The organism is Pseudomonas sp. S35 (assembly GCF_009866765.1).
Lineage (GTDB): Bacteria > Pseudomonadota > Gammaproteobacteria > Pseudomonadales > Pseudomonadaceae > Aquipseudomonas.
In genome coordinates this window covers 1386545-1405922 of sequence record NZ_CP019431.1, presented here as the reverse complement: position 1 = coordinate 1405922, position 19378 = coordinate 1386545, and the positions used below count along the sequence as shown (strand labels likewise).

Genomic DNA, 19378 nt, shown 5'->3' with positions numbered 1-19378 from the left:
GAGCAGGGAGTGTGCCAATTGGTCAAAGCCCAACAGGGCTGGGGGTTATCTGGGTGTGGCCAGGGATTTTGTGTCGTGGGAGCTACAATTTTTGTAGCTTGCTACAAACAAGATGAGTGCTTGCGTAGGCGCGGCGGTTTGCGCGTTCATGCGCGTGTATTCACTTAGGAACTGTGACCATGTTGAGGATCACATGCGCTGCGCTGGCCGGTTTACTGAGCCTCACCGCCCAGGCCGAAGGCATCACCGGTGACGTCGGCGCAGGCGTCAGCTACCAACCCCACGACCCGACGGGCAGCCGTTACGAAACCCGGCCCGTGCCCTACCTCGACCTGGACTGGGGCACGGTCAGCCTGGGCACCGACGACGGCCTGACCTGGAGCGCGCTGAACACCCAGGGTTTGACGGCCGGCCCGTATATCAATTACGTGCAGGGCCGCACCTCCAACGGCTCGCTGCAGGGGCTGCGCAATGTGTCGGACATGGCCGAAGTCGGGGGCTTTATCCAGTACGCGCCGGCTGACTTCTGGCGGGTCTACGCACAGTTGGGCCAGGCCGTCGGCGGTGGCCATTCGCAAAGCGGCGCGCTGGGCAAGGTGGGCGGTGAACTGGGTTACCCGCTGGGCGGTGGCGTCATCGGCAGCAGCGGCCTGGTCGCGCACTTTGCCGACGCGCGCCAGACCCAGACGTTTTTCGGCGTGGATGACAACGAGGCGGCCGCCACGGGCTTCAAGGCCTACAACGCCAGCGGCGGTTTCCAGAACATCACCCTGAGCCAGAGTTTCCAGTTCCCCCTGGCGCCCAACTGGTCGCTGCTGACCAGCGCCAGCTGGGTGCACCTGGTGGGCTCGGCGGCGGACAGCAGCATCGTCAGGCAGACCGGGGATGTGAACCAGGGCCAGGTGCAGACAGCGATCAGCTACACCTTCGACTGATTCACTTGATGTATGAAGATATAAAGGTGGGAGGGGGCAAGCCCCCTCCCACATTGGCCTGCATTTCATGGCCTGTATCAGTTCTCTTCGCCTTCGGCCAGCAGCGCTATCCCACCGATAATCACCGCCATCCCGACCCAGTGCAGCGGGCTGATATGTTCACCCAGCCCCAGCCACGAGCCCAGCAGCACCACCACAAACACCAGCGAGCTGAGCGGGAACGCCAGGGACAAACTGCTGCGTCGCAGGATCAGCATCCACACGAAAAACGCGCCGATATAACAGGCAATCGCCGCCAGGATCCCAGGGTTGCGCGCCACGTTGGCCAGCCACTGCCAATCGAAATCCATCTGCCCCAACTGGTCGCCGGCCACCTTGGTGAACAACTGCCCGGCGCTCTCGGTGCAGATCAGCAAGGCCCAGAGCACCACGGTGCCGAAACGCCCCTGCAACCACGCGTGCGAATTCATGCCTGACTCCCGGCAATCGCCACCAGCATCACGCCCAGGGTAATCACCAACGTGCCCAGCCAACGGCGGCGGCTGACGGTTTCGCCCAGCACCACTTTGCCCGCCAGCACCACCCCGCAATAGGCCAGCGCGGCGGCCGGAAACAACAGGCTCAACGGCGCGCGGGACAAGGCTTCGAGCCAGATGAAAAACTCGATGACGTAGGCGCCGATTCCCGCCCACAACAACGGCGCGTTAAACACCTGGCCCCAGAACGCGTTCAGGCGAAAGCCGCCTTCCAGCTCCGGCAAACGGTCCAGGCCGAGCTTGAAACACAACTGGCCGATCACATCGAGCACGATGGAAAACGCCACCAGCAACACCACGGTCAACGTCACGGGAACAACTCCTCAAACAGCCCGATCAGGGCCTCATTGGTGGCGGCGTTACGCTGCAAATCCTCGGCGCTCCAACGCTCCGGCGGCGGCTGGTCGGACTTGGCTTCCCAACGCTTGAACGCATTACTGAACGCCGGCGTGGCGAACTCGCCGCACACGTCGATACCGATGATGCGTTTGCGTGCCGCCAAAGCGCGCAGGGCTTGCAGCAAGTGGCTCAGGCGCATGCCGCCCTGGTCCCAGTTGGTGGCCGCGTCTTCGCTGGCGAGCACATCTTTATCGATGGTGATCCAGATCGCCTCGGTGGGCAGGCTGCTGATCATCTGCGCAAGGAACGCCGCCCAATCCAGCTCTGCCAGGTTGCGCCAGTGCAGGTGGTTTTCCTGCTGCTGGTGACCGGCGCCATCGCCGACCCGGCCCCAAACTTTCGACGGCGGGTGCTGCCAGGGAAACAGCTGCAAATGCCCGCGCTTGAGGGCACCGAGATTGCCGCCACGCAGTTGCGGGTTATGCAGGTCGTCGCTGCACGGGCCCAAGGTGACGATGCGTTTGATCGCCGGCATCTTCAGCGCGCGGTTGACCCACGAACCGCAGTGGCGCTTGGGCGCAAAGCGCACCCAGTCAGGGTGGTTGTCGAAGTGGATCAGGCTGATGGGTTCTTTGAGATCGGCGAGAAATGCCGGCGTCAGGTGGTGATAATCGCCGGAGCCGACAAACAGGATGTCCGGCCGCGCATCCGTGGGCCGTGGCCGTTGGGCCAGGCGTTCGGTGAAGCGCTTCCAGGTGGTTTCGGTGGACCACAAGCGCAGCTTTGGGCCCAGGTCCAGCAGGTCTATGCGCGTGGCACGGCCACTGGCCAGGCGCCGGGCAATAGGTGCCTGGGCCGTGAGGCTGTGGTCGAGGTCGAGAATGTTCAAGGTCATGTGTCCCCTATGGCTTTAGGGGGTCAATGCAAGGGGCGGGCCAGCGAGATATTCAGATTCACACAGAACTCATGTGGAAGGGGGCTTGCTCCCTCCCACATGGGAACACGGTCAGGCTCGGGCTTCATTGATGATCTGGCGAATCGCGCCCACAAACGCCTCAGCCGGCTGGCCGCCGCTGACCGCGTACTGATCGTTGAACACGATGGTCGGCACCGACGTCACGCCACGGGATGTCCACAGCTGCTCTTGCTCACGCACATCGGCGGCGTATTCGTCGCTGGCGAGAATCTCGGCCGCACGCTTGATATCCAGGCCGACGCTCTCGGCAATGATCGCCAGGGTAGCGTGGTCGGACGGGTCCTGGCCATCGGTGAAGTAGGCCTTGAACAACGCCTCCTTGAGGTTGTACTGCAAGCCTTCAAGGCCGGCCCAATGCAGCAGGCGGTGGGCATCGAAGGTGTTGTAGATACGGCTCTGGCCATCGGTACGAAAGGCAAAACCCAACTCGGCGCCCATGTCGCGGATGCGCGCACGGTTGGCCTGGGATTCTTCGGCCGTCGAGCCGTATTTTTCGGTGATGTGTTCGACGATGTTTTGCCCTTCAGCGGGCATGTTCGGGTTCAGTTCGAACGGTTGGAAATGAATCTCAGCCTGCACCTCGGCGCCCAACTGGTCGAGGGCTTCGGTCAGGCCACGCAGGCCGATGATGCACCAGGGGCAGGACACGTCGCTGACGAAATCGATTTTCAGGGGGGTACTCATGGTAGGCAACCTCGTTGGCAGTCATACGCCGCAAAGGTTGCACGATACACCACCTCACAGCAGCTTCGCAGGCGCCACCTGATCAACCTGCGCCCAATGGGCGGCATCTTCACGATGGGCTTGCAGGTACGGCAACACGGCCGTCAGCAGCGGCGCCTTGAACGCTTCCTGGAAACGATGGGCCATGCCGGGAATCAGCTTCAATTGGCTGCCCTGGATATGCGCGGCCAAATGTACGCCGTGCATCACCGGCAACAACGGGTCGGCGGTGCCGTGGACCACCAGGGTCGGCACGCGCAACTGGTTGAGCAGCGGCACGCGGCTGGGCTCGGCGAGGATCGCCATGATCTGGCGCTTCACGCCCTCCGGGTTGAAGGCACGGTCGTAAGAGAGCGCAGCCTGGTGCAGCAACGCCTGGCGATCATCCTGGATAGTCGGGCTGCCCAGTGCGGCGAGCAGATCGGCCTGTTGTTCCAGGGCGACTTCGCGATTGGGCGCGCCGCGCCGCGACAGCAGTTGCACCAACGCCGCGCTGGGTGCCGGCAGGCCTTCGGCGCCAGAGCTGGTCATGATCAGGGTCAGGCTCTCGACCCGCTGTGGCGCCATGGCCGCCAAATGCTGGGCGATCATGCCGCCCATGCTCGCGCCGAGCACGTGGAATTGCTGGACCTGCAACGCGTCCATCAAGCCCAGGGCGTCATCGGCCATATCGGTCAGGGTGTACGGCGCCGCTACCGGCAGACCGAGCTTGTAGCGCAGCACTTCGAAGGTGAGGTTGGCATTGGCCGGGGTCTCGCGCCAGGTGGACAGGCCGACGTCGCGGTTGTCATAGCGGATCACCCGAAAGCCTTGTTGGCAGAGGGCGACCACCACTTCATCCGGCCAGTGGATCAACTGCCCGCCCAGGCCCATCACCAGCAGCAGGGCCGGGTCGGACGCACGGCCGATGCTCTGGTAGGCGATGCTCACCTGAGCCAGGTCGACCGTTTGGGTCGGGACATTGACATCACATCGAGACGCCGCAAAAGACGGCAGGCCGAACAAGAAAGCGGCCAGTAAAAGCAACACGCGCATGAAAAACACCGAAACGCAGAACCCCAGTAGAGCGCGAGTCTGATGAAGATTGTTCAAGCGCGCTGCCACAGTTCCATGACAGTTTGATGAAGAGTGCCCAGCGGTCGAGGTCGACACGCCTCGCAACATGAGACAAACTCACGCCATTCAGATTCTTCACAAATTGTACTCATGGAGAGCCCGTGCTCGAGATCCGTCACCTCAAGACCCTGCACGCCCTGCGCGAAGCCGACAGCCTGGTGGAAGCCGCTGAGCGCCTGCACTTGACGCAATCGGCACTGTCCCACCAGTTCAAGGAGCTGGAAGAACGTCTGGGCATGCCACTGTTCGTGCGCAAGACCAAGCCGCTGCGCTTCACCAGCGCCGGCCTGCGCCTGCTGCAGTTGGCCGACGCCACCCTGCCCTTGCTGCGCGGTGCCGAGCGCGACATCGCACGGTTGGCTGGCGGCACTGCCGGGCGCTTGCACATGGCGATCGAATGCCACAGTTGCTTCCAGTGGTTGATGCCAACCATCGACCAGTTCCGCGATGCCTGGCCGGAAGTCGAGCTGGACCTGGCCTCAGGTTTTGCCTTCGCACCGCTGCCGGCCCTGGCCCGAGGTGATCTGGATCTGGTCGTCACGTCCGACCCGCTGGAACTGCCGGGCATCACATACGTGCCACTGTTCACTTACGAAGCCATGCTGGCGGTCGCCAACCAACATGCGTTGGCGAACAAGTCGTACATCGTGCCCGAAGACCTGCTCCCCGAAACCCTGATCACCTACCCGGTGGAGCGCGACCGCCTGGACATCTTCACCCGTTTCCTGGAACCGGCCGACATCGAGCCGGCCCAAGTGCGCACCTCGGAGCTGACGGTGATGATGATGCAACTGGTCGCCAGCGGCCGGGGTGTGTGCGGCATGCCCCATTGGGCGCTGCACGAATACAGCTCGCGTGGCTATGTAAAAGCCAAGCGGCTGGGTGAGAAAGGGTTGTTTGCGACGCTGTATGCAGGGATTCGTGCGGACATGCTGGATGCGCCGTATATGCGCGACTTTTTGCTCACGGCCAAGGACACGTCGTTTTCGACCTTGGACGGCGTGAGCGCGGTGCGCTGAAACACCCGCCCTCCCACACTGGACCTCAGCCCGCCGTGAGTTCGCGCCACATGTGGATTTTGTCGAAGTAATCCACGCCCACCCGCACCGCCAGCGGCTCCAGGCCGTACTGGATAAAGCCGCAGCGTTGGTACAACGCAAAGGCGGCATCATTGCCGGCGGTGACGGTCAGTTGGATCACCTTGAGGCGCGGGTGCTGGCGCGCTTCGTCCAGTGCCGCTTGCACCAACCGTCGGCCCAAGCCCTTGTGTTGATAAACCGCGGTCACGTACATCCCAAACAAGGTCACTTTGTGCCGCGCCTTCTCCCGAGGCTCGAATGCCAGGCCGACAATGCCCGCCAGTTCATCCCCATCAAAACCGCCCAGCAGCCGATCCAGTGGGTTGTCGAGGCGCTTTTCCCACCAGCTCAGGGGCATTGCTGCGCGCTCGGCGACGCTGGAGGTAAACGCCTGTGGATAAACCCCGTAGGCCTCCAGCATCAATGCCCGATACGCCTCGGCGTCGCCGGCCGTGAGCTCGCGAATATTCATGCGCTGCGCCGCTGCTCTAGCATCAGCCGTACCGCCAGGCCCGCGAGGACAAACCCCATGAAATAGCGTTGCACCGACAGCCACGTGGGGTTGTGCATGAACCACGCAGCAATCGAGGCGGCGAACAACGAGATCAGCATGTTCACCACGAAGCTCACGCTGATCTGGGTGAAGCCGAGCATCAGGCTCTGGGTAAACACCGACCCGTGCTCCGGGGTGATGAACTGCGGGAACACCGAGAGGTAGAACACCGCGATCTTGGGGTTCAGCGCGCTGGTGAGAAACCCCATGGTGATCAGTTTTCGCGTGGAATCGGGCGGCAATTGTTGGGCTTCGAACGGCGAGCGTGCCCCCGGCTTGACCGCTTGCCAGGCCAGCCACAGCAGGTACAGGGCACCGGCCCATTTCAGCACTTCATAGGCCATCGGCACGGCGAGGAACACGGCGGTCAAACCCACGGCCGCCGCGAACAGATGCACAAAAAACCCCGCCACCACGCCAAGCAACGAAACCATGCCCGCCTTGCGCCCCTGGCAGATCGAACGGGAGATCAGGTAGATCATGTTCGGGCCGGGTGTGAGCACCATCAGCAGGCAGGCAGCGGCGAAAATCAGCAAGTCGTTGAGCGGGATCACGGGGCAGTCCTTGAGCCTGGAAATCAGGCGGTGGCAGTCAGCGATGAGCGATAGAACGGCAGGATCAGGTCACGTGTCAACGGCGCCAGGACCAGGCCGCCATCACCGGCGGGGTCGATCCAGCGCACTTCTTCGATTTCGGCAGCGGGGGTGACGGCTGTGTCGATCTGCACCAGGAACAATTGGGCGTCCACGGTGAAACCCGGTTCGTTGGCAGCGGGGGCCGAAAAATGGCCGAGGTAGACGGCGTCGCTGGGGTTGATCCGCAGGTTCAACTCCTCGAACAGTTCACGCGCAAGAGCCTCGGCGGGCTGCTCGCCAGCGTCGATCTTGCCGCCCGGCTGCATAAAGGCCTGGGTGCCGCGCTTGCGTACCAACAGGGTTTGGCCGTCACTGCCGATCAGGAGGGCGGCGGCGATGCGGAGGGTCATGGACATGGGAATGAAAACCTTGAAGTCAAAAAAGTGAGCGTAATGGGACGCGACTCATGCCTCGTCCGGTTCCTTGATAAACACGCTGTACTTGGCACCTTCCATCGCTTCGAAGGCGATCAGCTTGTCCACCAATGGCAAGTTCAGCACCTTGCCGGCGTTGAGCAGCAGCATGCCGTTGTCGGCATTGAGGTTGCGCGCCAGGACCATGCCAGCGGCCAACTCACGGGTGCTTAGCACCTTGACGGTCGGGTCGCCCAAGGTCACATCACTGACAAACGCGGCGCAAGCCTGGACAAAATCGTCGATCAACGCCGGATCGTAGAGGCGCCCGGCGTATTTGCGGATATATAACAGCGCTTCATCACTGTTCAGATGCCGCTCGAGGATCAGCCCTTTCTGCAACTCGATGAAGTCCACTGCCAGTTTCAGCAGGCGCGAGCCGAACGGGATCGCTTCGCCCTTGAGGTGGTCCGGAAAACCGCTGCCATCCCAGCGCTCCTGGTGATGGCGGATCATCCGCGCCGCATCCTTCATCGGCTCCAGGGTCATCAACAACGATTCGCTCTGGGTCGGGTAGCCACGATAGCGTTCGCGGTCGGTGCTATGCAGCTTGTCGGCCGGCTCGACCAACATGCTGTCGCTCCAGCTCAACTTGCCGATGTTGTACAGCGCGGCGGCCATCGCCAGGTCGCGGGTGCTGGCCTCATCGATGGACTGGGCGGCGCAGTACACACGCACCAACTCGATCAGCGGGCGGTTGGTCTGTTTGTCTTTGGGCAGGCGCAGGTTGGCCAGCAGCGAAAACACTTCGGTGCCGGTTACGTAGCTGTGTTTGAGCTCGTCATAGGCCAGGTCGAGCATATCGGCAGTCTGTTGCAGCTCGGAGGTGCGCGCGGCCACGCGTTTTTCCAGGGTGGCGTTCAACAGCTTGAGCTGATCGTTCTGCTCGTGGGTCAGGCGTTCCAGGCGCTGGTGCTCCAGGGCCTGTTGCAGGATCAGCTTGAGTTCCTCGTCATTCCAGGGTTTGCCGATGTAGCGGTGGATCTGCCCTTCATTGATCGCCTTGATGATCGTGGGCAGGTCCGCGTAGCCGGTCAGCAGGATACGACTGGTGGCGGGATACAGGCGGTGGATTTCGGCCAACAACTGCGCGCCGTCCATGCCGGGCATGCGCGCATCGCTCATCACCAGGTCGATGGGCTGGGCGGCCATGATCTCCAGCGCCTGGGCACCGCTGCCGGCGAGCACCACGTCGAAAGGCTGACCTCGCAACAGGCGACGCAGGCTGTTGAGGATCGACTCTTCATCGTCGACCAGCAAAATAGTGGGTTTAGTCGCGAGTTGTTCATCCATGTTGGCTGCGCCTTCACATTAAACCGAGTTGAGCTAAATTGAACCCTTGTGCCAAGCCGTCTTCCCTCGCTTATGGCGCGGGGTTGATTTGACGCCAACTGGCCGCCGATTTCAAGGTAACCCGACTATGCTCTCACAGCGGGTCCACGCCCGCTCAATAGTGCAACCAGGGAAGGAACGTTATGCCGTCGAACCTTTTGCAGGTGAGGAGCGCGTCATGAACCCGCACTCAGGACGGGCCAACCGTCGCATCCTGATCGTCGATGACACCGCCTCGATCCATGAGGACTTTCGCAAGATCCTCTGCCCAGAAGCACGCGACGAGCAGTCACTGGACAGCCTTGAAGCAACCCTGTTCGGCACCACTGCCGCCGCGCCGCGCCAACTGTTTGTACTCGATTCCGCCTACCAGGGGCAGGAAGCGCTTGCGCTGGTGAACCAGGCCCTGGCCACCAACGCGCCCTACGCCCTGGTGTTCATCGACATGCGCATGCCGCCCGGATGGGATGGCCTGCACACCATCGAGCAGCTGTGGAACGTCGACCCCAACCTGCAGATCGCCCTGTGCACGGCCTATTCGGACTATTCCTTCGAAGCCATCGAAGCGCGATTGAAATACAACGACCAACTGCTGATCCTGAAGAAACCCTTCGACCCTCTGGAAATCCGCCAGATGGCCAGCGCCCTGACGTGGAAATGGCAACTCGCCCAGGACGTCGCGCTGAAGGTGATCGGCCTGGAGCGCACGATCGAAGAACGGGTGCAGGAATTGCTCAAAGTCTCGCACCTATTGCAATACGACGCGCTCACGCAGTTGCCCAACAGCACGCTGCTGGGTGATCGCCTGACCCAGGCCATCGCCCTCGGCCGTCGGCATGACACGCAATTGGCGGTGATGTTTATCGGACTCGACCGCTTCAAACGCATCAACAACGCCCTGGGTTATCCGGTGGGCGACGAAGTGCTGCAGCAGGTCAGCCAGGGGCTGGTGGCGTCGGTACGGGAGTCGGACTCGGTGTTTCGCTATGGCTCCGACGAGTTTGTGATCCTGCTCAACGATGTCCAGCATCCCCAGCAAACCCAACACATTGCCCAGAAGCTACTCAACGCCATCAGCGCCACCCGCCACGTAGCGGGGCACGACCTGAGCATCACCGCCTGCCTGGGCATCAGCATTTACCCGAATGACAGCGGCAATGCCGTAGAACTGATCAAACACGCCGAAACCGCCATGCACACCAGCAAAGAACGCGGCCCGGATACTTTCAGCTTCTATACCGAAGACATGAACCTGCGCGCCCAGCACCAGCAAAACCTCGAAAGCGCAATCCGCCAGGCGCTGGAGCGCGATGAGTTTGTGTTGCACTACCAGCCCAAACTCGACCTGGCGTCCGGGAAAATTGTCGGGGCGGAGGCGCTGATACGCTGGTTTCAGCCACGTTCGGGGTGGGTAAACCCGGCTGATTTCATACCCGTGGCTGAAGACAGCGGGCTGATCGTACCCTTGACCCAATGGGTATTGCGCCAATCCTGCGAGCAAGCACAGATCTGGCGTGTGATGGGCCTGCCCTCCTTGCGTGTTTCGGTGAATGTCTCGGCGATCGACTTTCGCCAGCGCAGTTTTGTCGACAACCTGGCAGCCATCCTCAAGGACACCGGCCTGCCACCGGCCCAACTGGAGCTGGAAATCACCGAAAGTGTGTTGATGCAGAACGTCGATGAAACGGTCGATATCCTGCAACGGATCAAAGCCATCGGCGTTCGCCTGGCCCTGGATGATTTCGGCACGGGTTACTCCAGCCTCAGCTACCTGCGCCGCTTTCCGATTGATGTACTGAAAATCGACCAATCCTTTGTGCGCGGCTTGAACGCCAACAGCCAGGACGCACAATTGATCACTGCGATCATCGGCATGGGCAAGAGCCTGGAACTCAACATCATCGCCGAAGGGGTGGAGACCGCCGAACAACTGGACTTTCTGAAAACCCAGGAGTGCGAAGAAGGCCAGGGTTTTCTGTTCAGCAAAGCGGTGCCTGCGAAAGATTTCGCCCGTTTGCTGCAGGTCGGCTGTGCGATGCCGATAACCCATTCATAACTTCCACGCTTGCAAGGAGTGCGCGCTTGAGCCGAGTCTCAACCTTTGGTTTCGGTCTGGCCGTCATGGTGGGGTGCGGCGCGCCACTGATGGCCGCGCCGCTGAACGAGGCGCTCAAGCCTTTGCCGACCGTACCGGTTCTGGACGCGGCCAAAGTGGAACTGGGCCGCCAGCTGTTCAATGAGCCACGCCTGTCGGTGAATAACACGCTCTCCTGCGCCAGTTGCCATCACTTGGAAGCCGGGGGGGCTGACAACAGGCCTTTCTCCGTGGGCTTCGACGGTAAACCGGTAGAGATCAACACCCCCTCGGTCTTCAACGCCAGCCTGAATTTCAAGCAGTTCTGGAATGGGCGCGTGGACACACTGGAGGCGCAGGTCGAGCAAGTGGTCATCAGCCCGGTGGAAATGGGCAGCGACTGGAAAACCGTGGTGCAGAACCTGGCCGCCCTGCCCGCCTACCAGCATGCGTTCAAGCAGGCGTACCCGGACGGCGTCACCGCCGCCAATGTGCAGAACGCCCTGGCCACCTATGAACGCACCCTGCTGACCCCCAATTCGCGTTTTGACCAATACCTGCTGGGCAATACCGACATCCTCACGACCCAGGAAAAATACGGCTACCAGCGCTTCAAGGATTACGGCTGCATCGCCTGTCACCAGGGCGTGAACATCGGCGGCAATATGTTCCAGAAGTTCGGTGTGATGGGCGACTACTTCAAGGCGCGCGGCAATCCGGTCGAATCGGACCTGGGCCGCTACCTACTGACCAAGGACGAAGAAGACCGCTATGTGTTCAAGGTGCCCAGCCTGCGCAATGTGGCGGTCACCGCGCCGTACTTCCACGATGCCTCGGCCACGACCCTGACCGAAGCGGTGGATGTGATGTTCAAGTACCAACTGGGGCGCAACCCGTCCCAGGAGGACAAAGACTTGATCATTCAGTTTCTCAAGACCCTGACCGGCGAATGGGCAGGCAAGCCTCTATGAGCGTACCGTCATGACCCTCACCCGCCGCCGCACCAGCCAGATCCTGCTTGGGCTGATCACCCTGCTGCTGGCCTCGACGCTGGTGTTTCTGTACCTCAAGGCTTCTCGCGACCAGACGGCCAGCTACACCCAGTCGCGGGACTTGATCCGCCAACTCAAGCAACTCAACGCCCAATGGGACAGCGAAGTGCTCAAGGCGCGGATCGCGATCACCCACAACTATGATCCGCTGGTCACGCCACTCGCGCAGATGACCCGACTATGGGCCGAACTGAGCGACAGCGAGACGTCCCACAACGCCGACGACCTGCCGGGTTGGCAAGCCAGCACGCAAGCCTATCAGGCGGCTATCCAGGAAAAAGCCCGCTTGGTCGACCAGTTCAAATCCCACAATGCCGTGCTGCGTAACTCACTGGCTTTTTTGCCAACCGCCGAAGATGACATCCAGGCCCAGTTCAATCGCATTGACGATGCGGGCCGCCTGCAACTGCAAGACGTGGCCACCGACACCTACGACCTGCTGCTCAGCAGCCTGGAATTCGCCCAGGTGACCAGCGACGAACGCGCCGCCGACATCCTCGTGGGCCTGGGCAAACTGGCGATCAACAAAGAGAGCCTGCCCAGCGAGTTCCAGGCCCCGGTAGAGATCCTCAGCAACCACATCTCTCTGATCCTGCGCGAACAGCCGGTGGTCAACAGCCTGCTTGAGCGCATTGCGGCGGTCCCGGTGGCCGACCGCCTGGACGACCTGACCAACCACCTCAATCAGGATCAGCAAGCGGCTGACCTGATCGACCATCAATACCATCGTTACCTGCTGGTCTTTTCGACGTTACTGGTAATGTTGCTGCTCTATCTGACGGTACGCCTGCTACGCAGCTTCGCCGAGATCAACCGGGTCAACCGCGCCTTGCAGGCGGCGAATGACACCCTGGAACAACGGGTGGAACGGCGCACCCAGCAGCTCAAGGATGCCCAGAGCGAACTGCTCGACAGCGCCCGCCAGGCCGGCATGGCAGAGATCGCCACCAACGTGCTGCACAACGTCGGCAACGTGCTCAACAGCGTGAATATCTCGGCCGACCTGGTCACCCGCAAACTGCGCAGCAGCAAGGCGCTGGGCCTGGGCAAGGCCATGCAGTTGATCAACGAACACAAGGGCGACTTGGGCACCTTTCTCACCGAGGATGAGAAGGGCAAACTGCTGCCCGGCTACCTCAACCAGTTGGTGCACGCCATTGCCGTCGAGCAGCAAGGCATGGCCGATGAGCTGGCGCAGTTGAGCAAAAGCGTCGACCACATCAAGGACATCGTCTCTACCCAGCAGTCCTATGCCGGCGCCTCCACGCTGATGGAACCGGTGCACATCAGCGCCTTGATGGAAGACGCCCTGCGCATGAACGCCGGCGCGCTGAGCCGCCATCACGTCACGGTGGTCAAGGAGTATGGGCAGGTGCCGGAAATCATGGCGGACAAACACCGGTTGCTGCTGATCATGGTCAACCTGATCAGCAACGCTAAATACGCCATGTCCAACCTCACGGACCGGCCACGGCAAATGACCCTGGCGGTGCACCCCTTGGAAGACAACACCCTGCAGATCAGCGTAAAGGACGAGGGCGAAGGCATACCCGCCGAGAACATGACCCGGATCTTCACCCACGGCTTCACCACCCGCAAGGAAGGCCACGGCTTCGGCCTGCACAGCTGCGCCCTGGCCGCCGTGGAAATGCACGGTCAGCTCAGCGTCCACAGTGACGGGCCTGGCCTGGGCGCGGTGTTCACCTTGACGATTCCTCTCACCCTTGCCGGAAGCCCCCCATGAACCAACCTCCCAACCGGCGCATTTTGCTGATCGACGACACGCCGTCGATTCACGATGACTTTCGCAAGATCCTCATGCCCACCGGTGAATCCAACCAGGCGCTGGATGATATGGAGTCGGCACTGTTTGGCCACACCAGCACGCCCACGGTCCAACCCTTCGAGTTGCACTCGGCCTATGGCGGGGAAGAAGGCTTGCTGTTGCTCACCACGGCAATGACCGAGAAACGCCCCTACGCCCTGGCGTTTGTCGACATGCGCATGCCTCAGGGTTGGGACGGCGCCAAGACCATCGAAGCGTTGTGGACAGTCGACCCCGGCCTGCAAGTGGTGGTGTGCACAGCGTATTCGGATTACGCCTGGGATGAGCTGCTGCACCGCCTGCACGGCCACGATCGGTTGTTGATCCTGAAAAAGCCGTTCGACAACATCGAAGTCCAACAGATGGCCAATACCCTGGCCAATAAATGGGACATGGCCCGCCGCGCCTCGTTGCAAACCAGTCATCTCGAACAACTGGTGGAACAACGCACCCAGGCGCTGCAAGTGGAAATCGACGAACGCAAGCACCTCGAAAGCCAACTGGTGCAGTCGGAAAAACTGGCATCCCTGGGGCAACTGGCAGCGGGCGTGGCCCATGAGATCAACAACCCAGTGGGGTTTATCTCCTCCAACCTCAGCACCCTCGACGGCTACTTCAACCAACTGCAACAGATGCTGGACGCTTATCGACAGGCCGAGGAAAGCCTCGCGCCGGGTGCGCAACGCGATCAGCTCAACACCTTGCGTAAGGCGCTGGAGCTGGACTTTCTCAAGGAAGACATTCCGATCCTGATCCGCGAATCCAAGGACGGCATCGGGCGTGTGGTGCAGATCGTCAAGGACCTGAAAAACTTCTCCCGCGTGGACAACGACCAGACGTGGCAATTTGCGAACGTGCAGCAGGGTATCGATTCGACGCTGAACATCGTCGCCAGCGAGCTCAAGTACAAGGCCGATGTCGTCAAACACTACGCGCCCCTGCCGGACATCGAATGCCTGGCTTCGCAGCTCAATCAAGTGGTGATGAACCTGGTGATCAACGCCGCGCAAGCCATGGGCCCGGAGCGCGGCACCATCACCATCAGCAATGGCGTGGAAGGCGAAAACATCTGGCTGGAAGTGGCAGACAATGGCTGCGGGATAGGCCCGGACACTGTGCAAAAAATCTTCGATCCGTTCTTCACCACCAAGCCGGTGGGCGAAGGGACGGGGTTGGGGTTGTCATTGTCCTACGGCATCGTCAAGAAACACCGTGGCGATATTTCCGTGAGCAGCGAGCTGGGCAAAGGTACGAAGTTTCGCGTGGTGTTGCCGATTCGGCAGACGGCGGCGTAGGGCACGCCGCCGCAATCAAGCTTATGCCTCGGCTTTTTTCGGGCTCGACCCAAACGCAGCAAAGCGCTTGTTGAACCCGGCAATCCGGCCTTCGACCTGGGTCTTGCGCTGCTGACCGGTGTAGATCGGGTGCGACGCGCTGGACACGTCCAGCGGGATGTAGGGGTAGGTGTTGCCGTCGCTGTGCGTGTGGGTGCGATCGCTGTCAGCGGTGGAGCCGATCAGGAAGAACACGTCGGCGGCGGTGTCGTGGAACAGCACGGTGCGGTAGTCGGGATGGATACCAGCTTTCATAGGGCCTCCGGGGCGCTTGGGTGCATATGATACGTTATACAATAACACAACAATCCAGCCAAACGAGAATCTTTTGCAACAAGGGCTGAGGACGCGCTACCGCATGCGTGTCGCACTCATCAGCCCCGCAGACCTGTTATTTCTGACAGTAGACAGTCACCCGCCCCCTCCTCGAAACTCCTGGCAAGAACACGGTTGCAGGCCGTTGGCGTGTTGATCGTGAAGATGGAGCCTCTTTGTCCAAGGAGTGGTGATCATGTCCACACGTCGCGAGTTCCTGACCTACGCCTCGATGATCGCCCTGCTCACGTCCCTGGACAAGGGTGCCCTGGCTGCCGATAGCGGCGACCAGGCCCGCGCTTTTTCCTTCGACGAATTGATCGAGCAGGCACAAGCCGATGCCTTGAAACCCTATCTCTATCCCAACACGAACTCGGACGCGCTATTAGCGAAACTCGACTATGCCGCCCACGGGCAGATCCGCTTCAAACCCGAGTTGGCTCTATTTGCCAAGGGGCCGGGGCAATTTCCCGTGACCTTCTTTCATCTGGGATCATTCTTTCGCACGCCGGTGAGGGTGTATGCACTGGACAAGGGCGTCGCCCGCGAGATCGTTTACGACCCGACGAACTTCGACATGCCTGGCGACAGCCCGGCCCACGCCTTACCCCGTAACAGTGGATTCGCAGGTTTTCGCATCCAGGAAAGCCGTCTGGGCAACCAGGCCAAACTCCCGTGGCAACAGAACGACTGGGTGGCCTTTCTTGGCGCGTCGTACTTTCGCGCTATCGGCGAGTTGTACCAATACGGTCTGTCGGCACGGGCGATTGCCCTGGACGTGGCTCAAGCCGGCAAGGCCGAGGAATTTCCCGCCTTCACCCACCTCTGGTTCGAACCGCCGAAGAACCCGCGCGCCACGTCCATGACGCTCTACGCACGGCTCGACGGCCCCAGTATCTGCGGGGCCTACCGTTTCGTAATCAACCGCACGCTGGGCGTGGTCATGGACGTGGACTGCACGTTCTTCCTGCGCAAGAGCGTCGGTCGGCTGGGCATTGCACCGCTGACGTCGATGTTCTGGTTCAGTGAAACCGCCAAGCGAACCGCTGCCGACTGGCGCCCCGAAGTCCACGACAGCGACGGTCTGGCGCTCTGGACCGGTAACGGCGAGCGCATCTGGCGCCCCCTGAACAACCCGCCGCGCACTGTAGTTTCGGCGTTCAGCGACCATCAACCGAAGGGCTTCGGCCTGCTACAACGTGACCGCAATTTTGACCACTACCTCGACGGCGTGAATTATCAGCGCCGCCCCAGCCTATGGGTCGAGCCATTGGGCGACTGGGGCGAAGGCAGCGTACAACTGATGGAAAATGGCACCGATGACGAGATCCACGACAACATCGTCGCCATGTGGGTACCTTCGGCCCCCGCCGAAGCGGGCAATCGCTATACGCTGCGTTATCGCCTGCACTGGCTGGCCCAGGAGCCTTACGCTGCGCCATTGGCAATGTGCGTAGCCACGCGCTTGGGCAAAGGCGGCCAGCCAGGCCAGCCGCGTCCCGTGGGGGTGCGTAAATTTGTCGTCGAATTTCAAGGCGCGCCCTTGGAGAAACTCGCACCGGGCGTCAAGCCCGAGGCCGTGATCAGTTGTTCCAGAGGCGCGCTTGGTCTGGTCTTCACTGAAGCCGTGCCGGACGGCGTCGCCGGTCATTGGCGAGCACAGTTCGACTTGACCGTCGACGGTAAGGACCCGGTGGAGTTACGGCTGTTCCTGCAACTGGACGGTCAGCCGCTGTCGGAAACCTGGCTGTATCAATACCACCCCTTCCACTCGGACTCGACGGCAATCGGTGTCACTTCAATGGCTGACAACAGCAATCAGCCATGAAGCTTTTTCAGCGATTGTCGCTGCTTTGCATGATGCTCAGTGTCAACACTGCGGCCCCGCAGGCCAATGACCAGCAGCGGGTAGAAACCTTGCTGCAACAGATGACGCTCGAAGAAAAAGTCGGCCAACTCAACATGCTCGGTATCCAGGACACACCGACCGGCCCTGTCATTGATCAAGGCACCCTGGCGCATCTGCCCGAGAGCACAGTCGGCTCGATCCTTGGCGCCTACGGTTTCGAGCAGACTCGGGCGCTGCAGCAACACGTCACCACCCGATCGCGCCTGCAGATACCGCTGTTATTTGCATTCGATGTGGTTCATGGCTTTCGAACCGTGTTTCCCGTGCCGCTGGCGCAAGCCTCGGCCTGGGACCCCGATCTGGCGCAGCGCACCGCTCGCGCAGCGGCCATTGAAGCGACGGCCAACGGCGTGCACTGGACCTTCGCGCCCATGGTCGACATCGCCCGCGACCCGCGCTGGGGCCGTGTGGTGGAGAGTACCGGCGAAGATCCGTTTCTGGGCGCGGCGCTGGCCAGTGCCAAGGTACGGGGGTTCCACGGTGCAGGGCCGCACGACAGCTCGTTCATGCTGACGACCGCGAAACACTTTGTCAGCTACGGCGCGGCCGAAGGTGGGCGCGACTATAACGTCGCCGACGTGTCGGAACGCACCTTGCAGGAAGTGCACTTACCGCCTTTCCGAGCGGCCGTCGCTGCGGGCGTCGATGCAGTCATGCCCTCTTTCAACGAAATAGCCGGGACGCCCCTGCACAGCAACACAGCGTTGTTGACCGGCGTGCTGCGCAATCAATGGCGATTCGACGGTCTGATTGTCAGTGACTTCAACGCGATCTGGGAGTTGAGTCAGCACGGCGTCGCGCAGACTCCCCACGACACGGCGCGGCTGGCACTCAACGCCGGTGTGGACGTCGACATGGCAAGCCAGATGTACCGCCGATACCTGCCGACGCTGGTGCGCAATGGCCAGATTCCCATGGCAGCCCTGGACGCGGCGGTGCGCCGCGTCCTCCAGGCCAAAGAGCGCCTGGGCCTGTTTGATGACCCTTTGCGCTACAGCAACGAGGCACGGCAGCGGGCCAATACACTGACGCCGCAGCACCGCGCCCTGGCCCGGGAAGCTGCGCAAAAATCCATTGTGCTGCTGAAAAACAACGACGCGCTGCTACCCCTGCCCAAGCACCTGCGCAATGTGCTGGTGGTCGGCAGCCTGGCCACGGATGCACAAGCCACGATCGGCCCCTGGGCCTCGGCGGCTCATCCTGAAGATTCGGTCACCGTCCTGCAGGGCATACGCCATGCCGTCTCCCCCGGCACGGAGGTGGTTTACCTGGCCGGCGCCTCGCCCACCAGCAACACGCTTGATGACCTCGCAGCCGTCCAGCAGGCCGCCCACCAAGCCGAGGTGGTAATCGCGGTGCTCGGTGAGCACGCAGATCAGAGCGGTGAAGCACGCAGCCGCACGGACCTGGGCCTGCCGGGTGCCCAGGATAGGTTGCTGCGTGCCCTACTGGACACCGGCAAGCCCGTGGTCATCGTGCTGATGAATGGCCGCCCGCTCGTGTTCTCGCAGACCGTGCGCCAGGCGCCGGCGCTCCTGGAAACCTGGTTCCTGGGCAGTGAAATGGGCAACGCCGTGGCCGATGTCCTGTTCGGTGACATCAACCCCAGCGGCAAACTGCCGGTCACCTTCCCCCGTAACGTGGGGCAGATCCCGCTCTACTACGCACACAAAAACACCGGCCGCCCGCCCACCGGTGCAGGCGGTTATGAGTCCGGCTATATCGATGAGCTGTGGACGCCGCTGTATCCCTTCGGCTTCGGCCTGAGCTATACCTCGTTCAGCTACGGCACGCCTCGGATCATGGCCGAGCGGCTGGCGTCCACCGAGTCCGTGACCGTGCAAGTGAGCGTCACCAATACCGGCCAGCGCGCCGGCGATGAAATCGTCCAGCTGTACTTGCGCGACGATGTCGCCAGCGTGACCCGTCCAGTCCGTCAACTACGTGGTTTCCGCAAAATCCACTTGGCGCCCGCAGAGACGCGCAACGTGAGTTTCAACCTTGGCCCACAGGATTTCGCACTGCTCAATCAACAGTTTTCGCGGGTAATAGAGGCCGGTACCTTTACCGTCTTCGTCGGCGGCGACTCGACAACCACTCTTCAGGCTCAGTTCGAGGTCTTGGACAGTCGCGAACTCTCTACCTCGGACCAATCCGAGCCCCCCACACGCGATCGCTGAATACAACCATGGGTTGTCCGGGCATTCTTTAGCAGCGCAGAATGCCCCATCG

Annotated in this window: 18 protein-coding genes; 8 read left to right on the top strand and 10 right to left on the bottom strand. The window is 61.5% G+C overall.

All coding sequences use genetic code 11. From position 1 onward, the window contains the following. The first annotated feature begins 179 nt into the window (after positions 1-179). Positions 180-935, top strand: coding sequence for a MipA/OmpV family protein (locus tag PspS35_RS06255; protein ID WP_159933194.1), 756 nt, complete (start codon positions 180-182; stop codon positions 933-935). Between the two features lie 77 nt (positions 936-1012). Here the strand turns inward: PspS35_RS06255 and PspS35_RS06250 are convergent, their stop codons facing one another. The 5 genes from PspS35_RS06250 to PspS35_RS06230 form a co-directional block, all read right to left on the bottom strand. Beyond that, a complete protein-coding gene (locus PspS35_RS06250; RefSeq protein WP_159933193.1) occupies positions 1013-1405 on the bottom strand; it encodes an EamA family transporter in 393 nt (130 codons plus the stop codon). Further along, positions 1402-1782 (bottom strand): transporter, encoded by a 381-nt coding sequence (locus PspS35_RS06245; RefSeq protein WP_032891828.1) that lies wholly within the window; start codon positions 1780-1782, stop codon positions 1402-1404. Before PspS35_RS06245 ends, PspS35_RS06250 begins: the two co-directional genes overlap by 4 nt. Beyond that, the gene (locus tag PspS35_RS06240) at positions 1779-2699 is read right to left on the bottom strand and encodes an arginase (protein ID WP_159937994.1); all 921 of its coding nucleotides are present in this window, start codon (positions 2697-2699) and stop codon (positions 1779-1781) included. The genes PspS35_RS06245 and PspS35_RS06240 overlap by 4 nt, the downstream gene beginning before the upstream one ends. Positions 2700-2816: 117 nt before the next feature. After that, positions 2817-3470, bottom strand: coding sequence for a DsbA family oxidoreductase (locus tag PspS35_RS06235; protein WP_159933192.1), 654 nt, complete (start codon positions 3468-3470; stop codon positions 2817-2819). A 54-nt stretch (positions 3471-3524) separates the two neighbouring features. Then, on the bottom strand, positions 3525-4544 hold the full coding sequence (locus tag PspS35_RS06230) for an alpha/beta hydrolase (protein WP_159933191.1): 1020 nt from the start codon (positions 4542-4544) through the stop codon (positions 3525-3527). Positions 4545-4726: 182 nt separating this feature from the next. On the opposite strand from PspS35_RS06230, the gene metR reads away from it, so the two are divergent. After that, positions 4727-5644 (top strand): transcriptional regulator MetR, encoded by a 918-nt coding sequence (gene metR, locus PspS35_RS06225; protein ID WP_159933190.1) that lies wholly within the window; start codon positions 4727-4729, stop codon positions 5642-5644. Between the two features lie 25 nt (positions 5645-5669). On the opposite strand, the gene PspS35_RS06220 is transcribed toward metR, so the two are convergent. The 4 genes from PspS35_RS06220 to PspS35_RS06205 are packed head-to-tail and all read right to left on the bottom strand — an operon-like array spanning position 5670 to position 8598. Then, on the bottom strand, positions 5670-6176 hold the full coding sequence (locus PspS35_RS06220; RefSeq protein ID WP_159933189.1) for a GNAT family N-acetyltransferase: 507 nt from the start codon (positions 6174-6176) through the stop codon (positions 5670-5672). Further along, complete coding sequence (locus tag PspS35_RS06215) at positions 6173-6811, bottom strand: LysE family translocator (protein ID WP_159933188.1); 639 nt, start codon at positions 6809-6811, stop codon at positions 6173-6175. Before PspS35_RS06215 ends, PspS35_RS06220 begins: the two co-directional genes overlap by 4 nt. 23 nt (positions 6812-6834) lie before the next feature. Continuing rightward, positions 6835-7248, bottom strand: a complete 414-nt coding sequence (locus PspS35_RS06210) for an NUDIX domain-containing protein (RefSeq protein ID WP_159933187.1) — start codon at positions 7246-7248, stop codon at positions 6835-6837. Positions 7249-7296: 48 nt separating this feature from the next. Then, positions 7297-8598, bottom strand: coding sequence for an HD domain-containing phosphohydrolase (locus PspS35_RS06205; RefSeq protein ID WP_159933186.1), 1302 nt, complete (start codon positions 8596-8598; stop codon positions 7297-7299). 217 nt (positions 8599-8815) lie between these two features. On the opposite strand from PspS35_RS06205, the gene PspS35_RS06200 reads away from it, so the two are divergent. The 4 genes from PspS35_RS06200 to PspS35_RS06185 all read left to right on the top strand — a co-directional run bounded on the left by PspS35_RS06200 (position 8816) and on the right by PspS35_RS06185 (position 14883). Next, entirely contained in the window at positions 8816-10693 is a 1878-nt protein-coding gene (locus PspS35_RS06200) for an EAL domain-containing protein (RefSeq protein ID WP_159933185.1), read from the top strand. A gap of 65 nt (positions 10694-10758) precedes the next feature. Next, on the top strand, positions 10759-11682 hold the full coding sequence (locus tag PspS35_RS06195; protein WP_159937993.1) for a cytochrome c peroxidase: 924 nt from the start codon (positions 10759-10761) through the stop codon (positions 11680-11682). Between the two features lie 10 nt (positions 11683-11692). Then, on the top strand, positions 11693-13507 hold the full coding sequence (locus tag PspS35_RS06190) for a DAHL domain-containing protein (RefSeq protein WP_159933184.1): 1815 nt from the start codon (positions 11693-11695) through the stop codon (positions 13505-13507). Further along, entirely contained in the window at positions 13504-14883 is a 1380-nt protein-coding gene (locus PspS35_RS06185; protein WP_159933183.1) for an ATP-binding protein, read from the top strand. Before PspS35_RS06190 ends, PspS35_RS06185 begins: the two co-directional genes overlap by 4 nt. A 21-nt stretch (positions 14884-14904) precedes the next feature. On the opposite strand, the gene PspS35_RS06180 is transcribed toward PspS35_RS06185, so the two are convergent. Next, positions 14905-15177 carry a type B 50S ribosomal protein L31 gene (locus tag PspS35_RS06180; RefSeq protein WP_159933182.1) on the bottom strand — a complete coding sequence of 91 codons (273 nt, stop codon included), beginning with the start codon at positions 15175-15177 and terminating at the stop codon, positions 14905-14907. A gap of 292 nt (positions 15178-15469) precedes the next feature. On the opposite strand from PspS35_RS06180, the gene PspS35_RS06175 reads away from it, so the two are divergent. Further along, positions 15470-17065 carry a glucan biosynthesis protein D gene (locus PspS35_RS06175; protein WP_238786059.1) on the top strand — a complete coding sequence of 532 codons (1596 nt, stop codon included), beginning with the start codon at positions 15470-15472 and terminating at the stop codon, positions 17063-17065. Further along, positions 17062-19326: a beta-glucosidase BglX gene (gene bglX / locus PspS35_RS06170; protein WP_238785993.1), complete on the top strand. Its 2265-nt coding sequence runs from the start codon at positions 17062-17064 to the stop codon at positions 19324-19326. The genes PspS35_RS06175 and bglX overlap by 4 nt, the downstream gene beginning before the upstream one ends. Positions 19327-19378 lie beyond the last annotated feature (52 nt).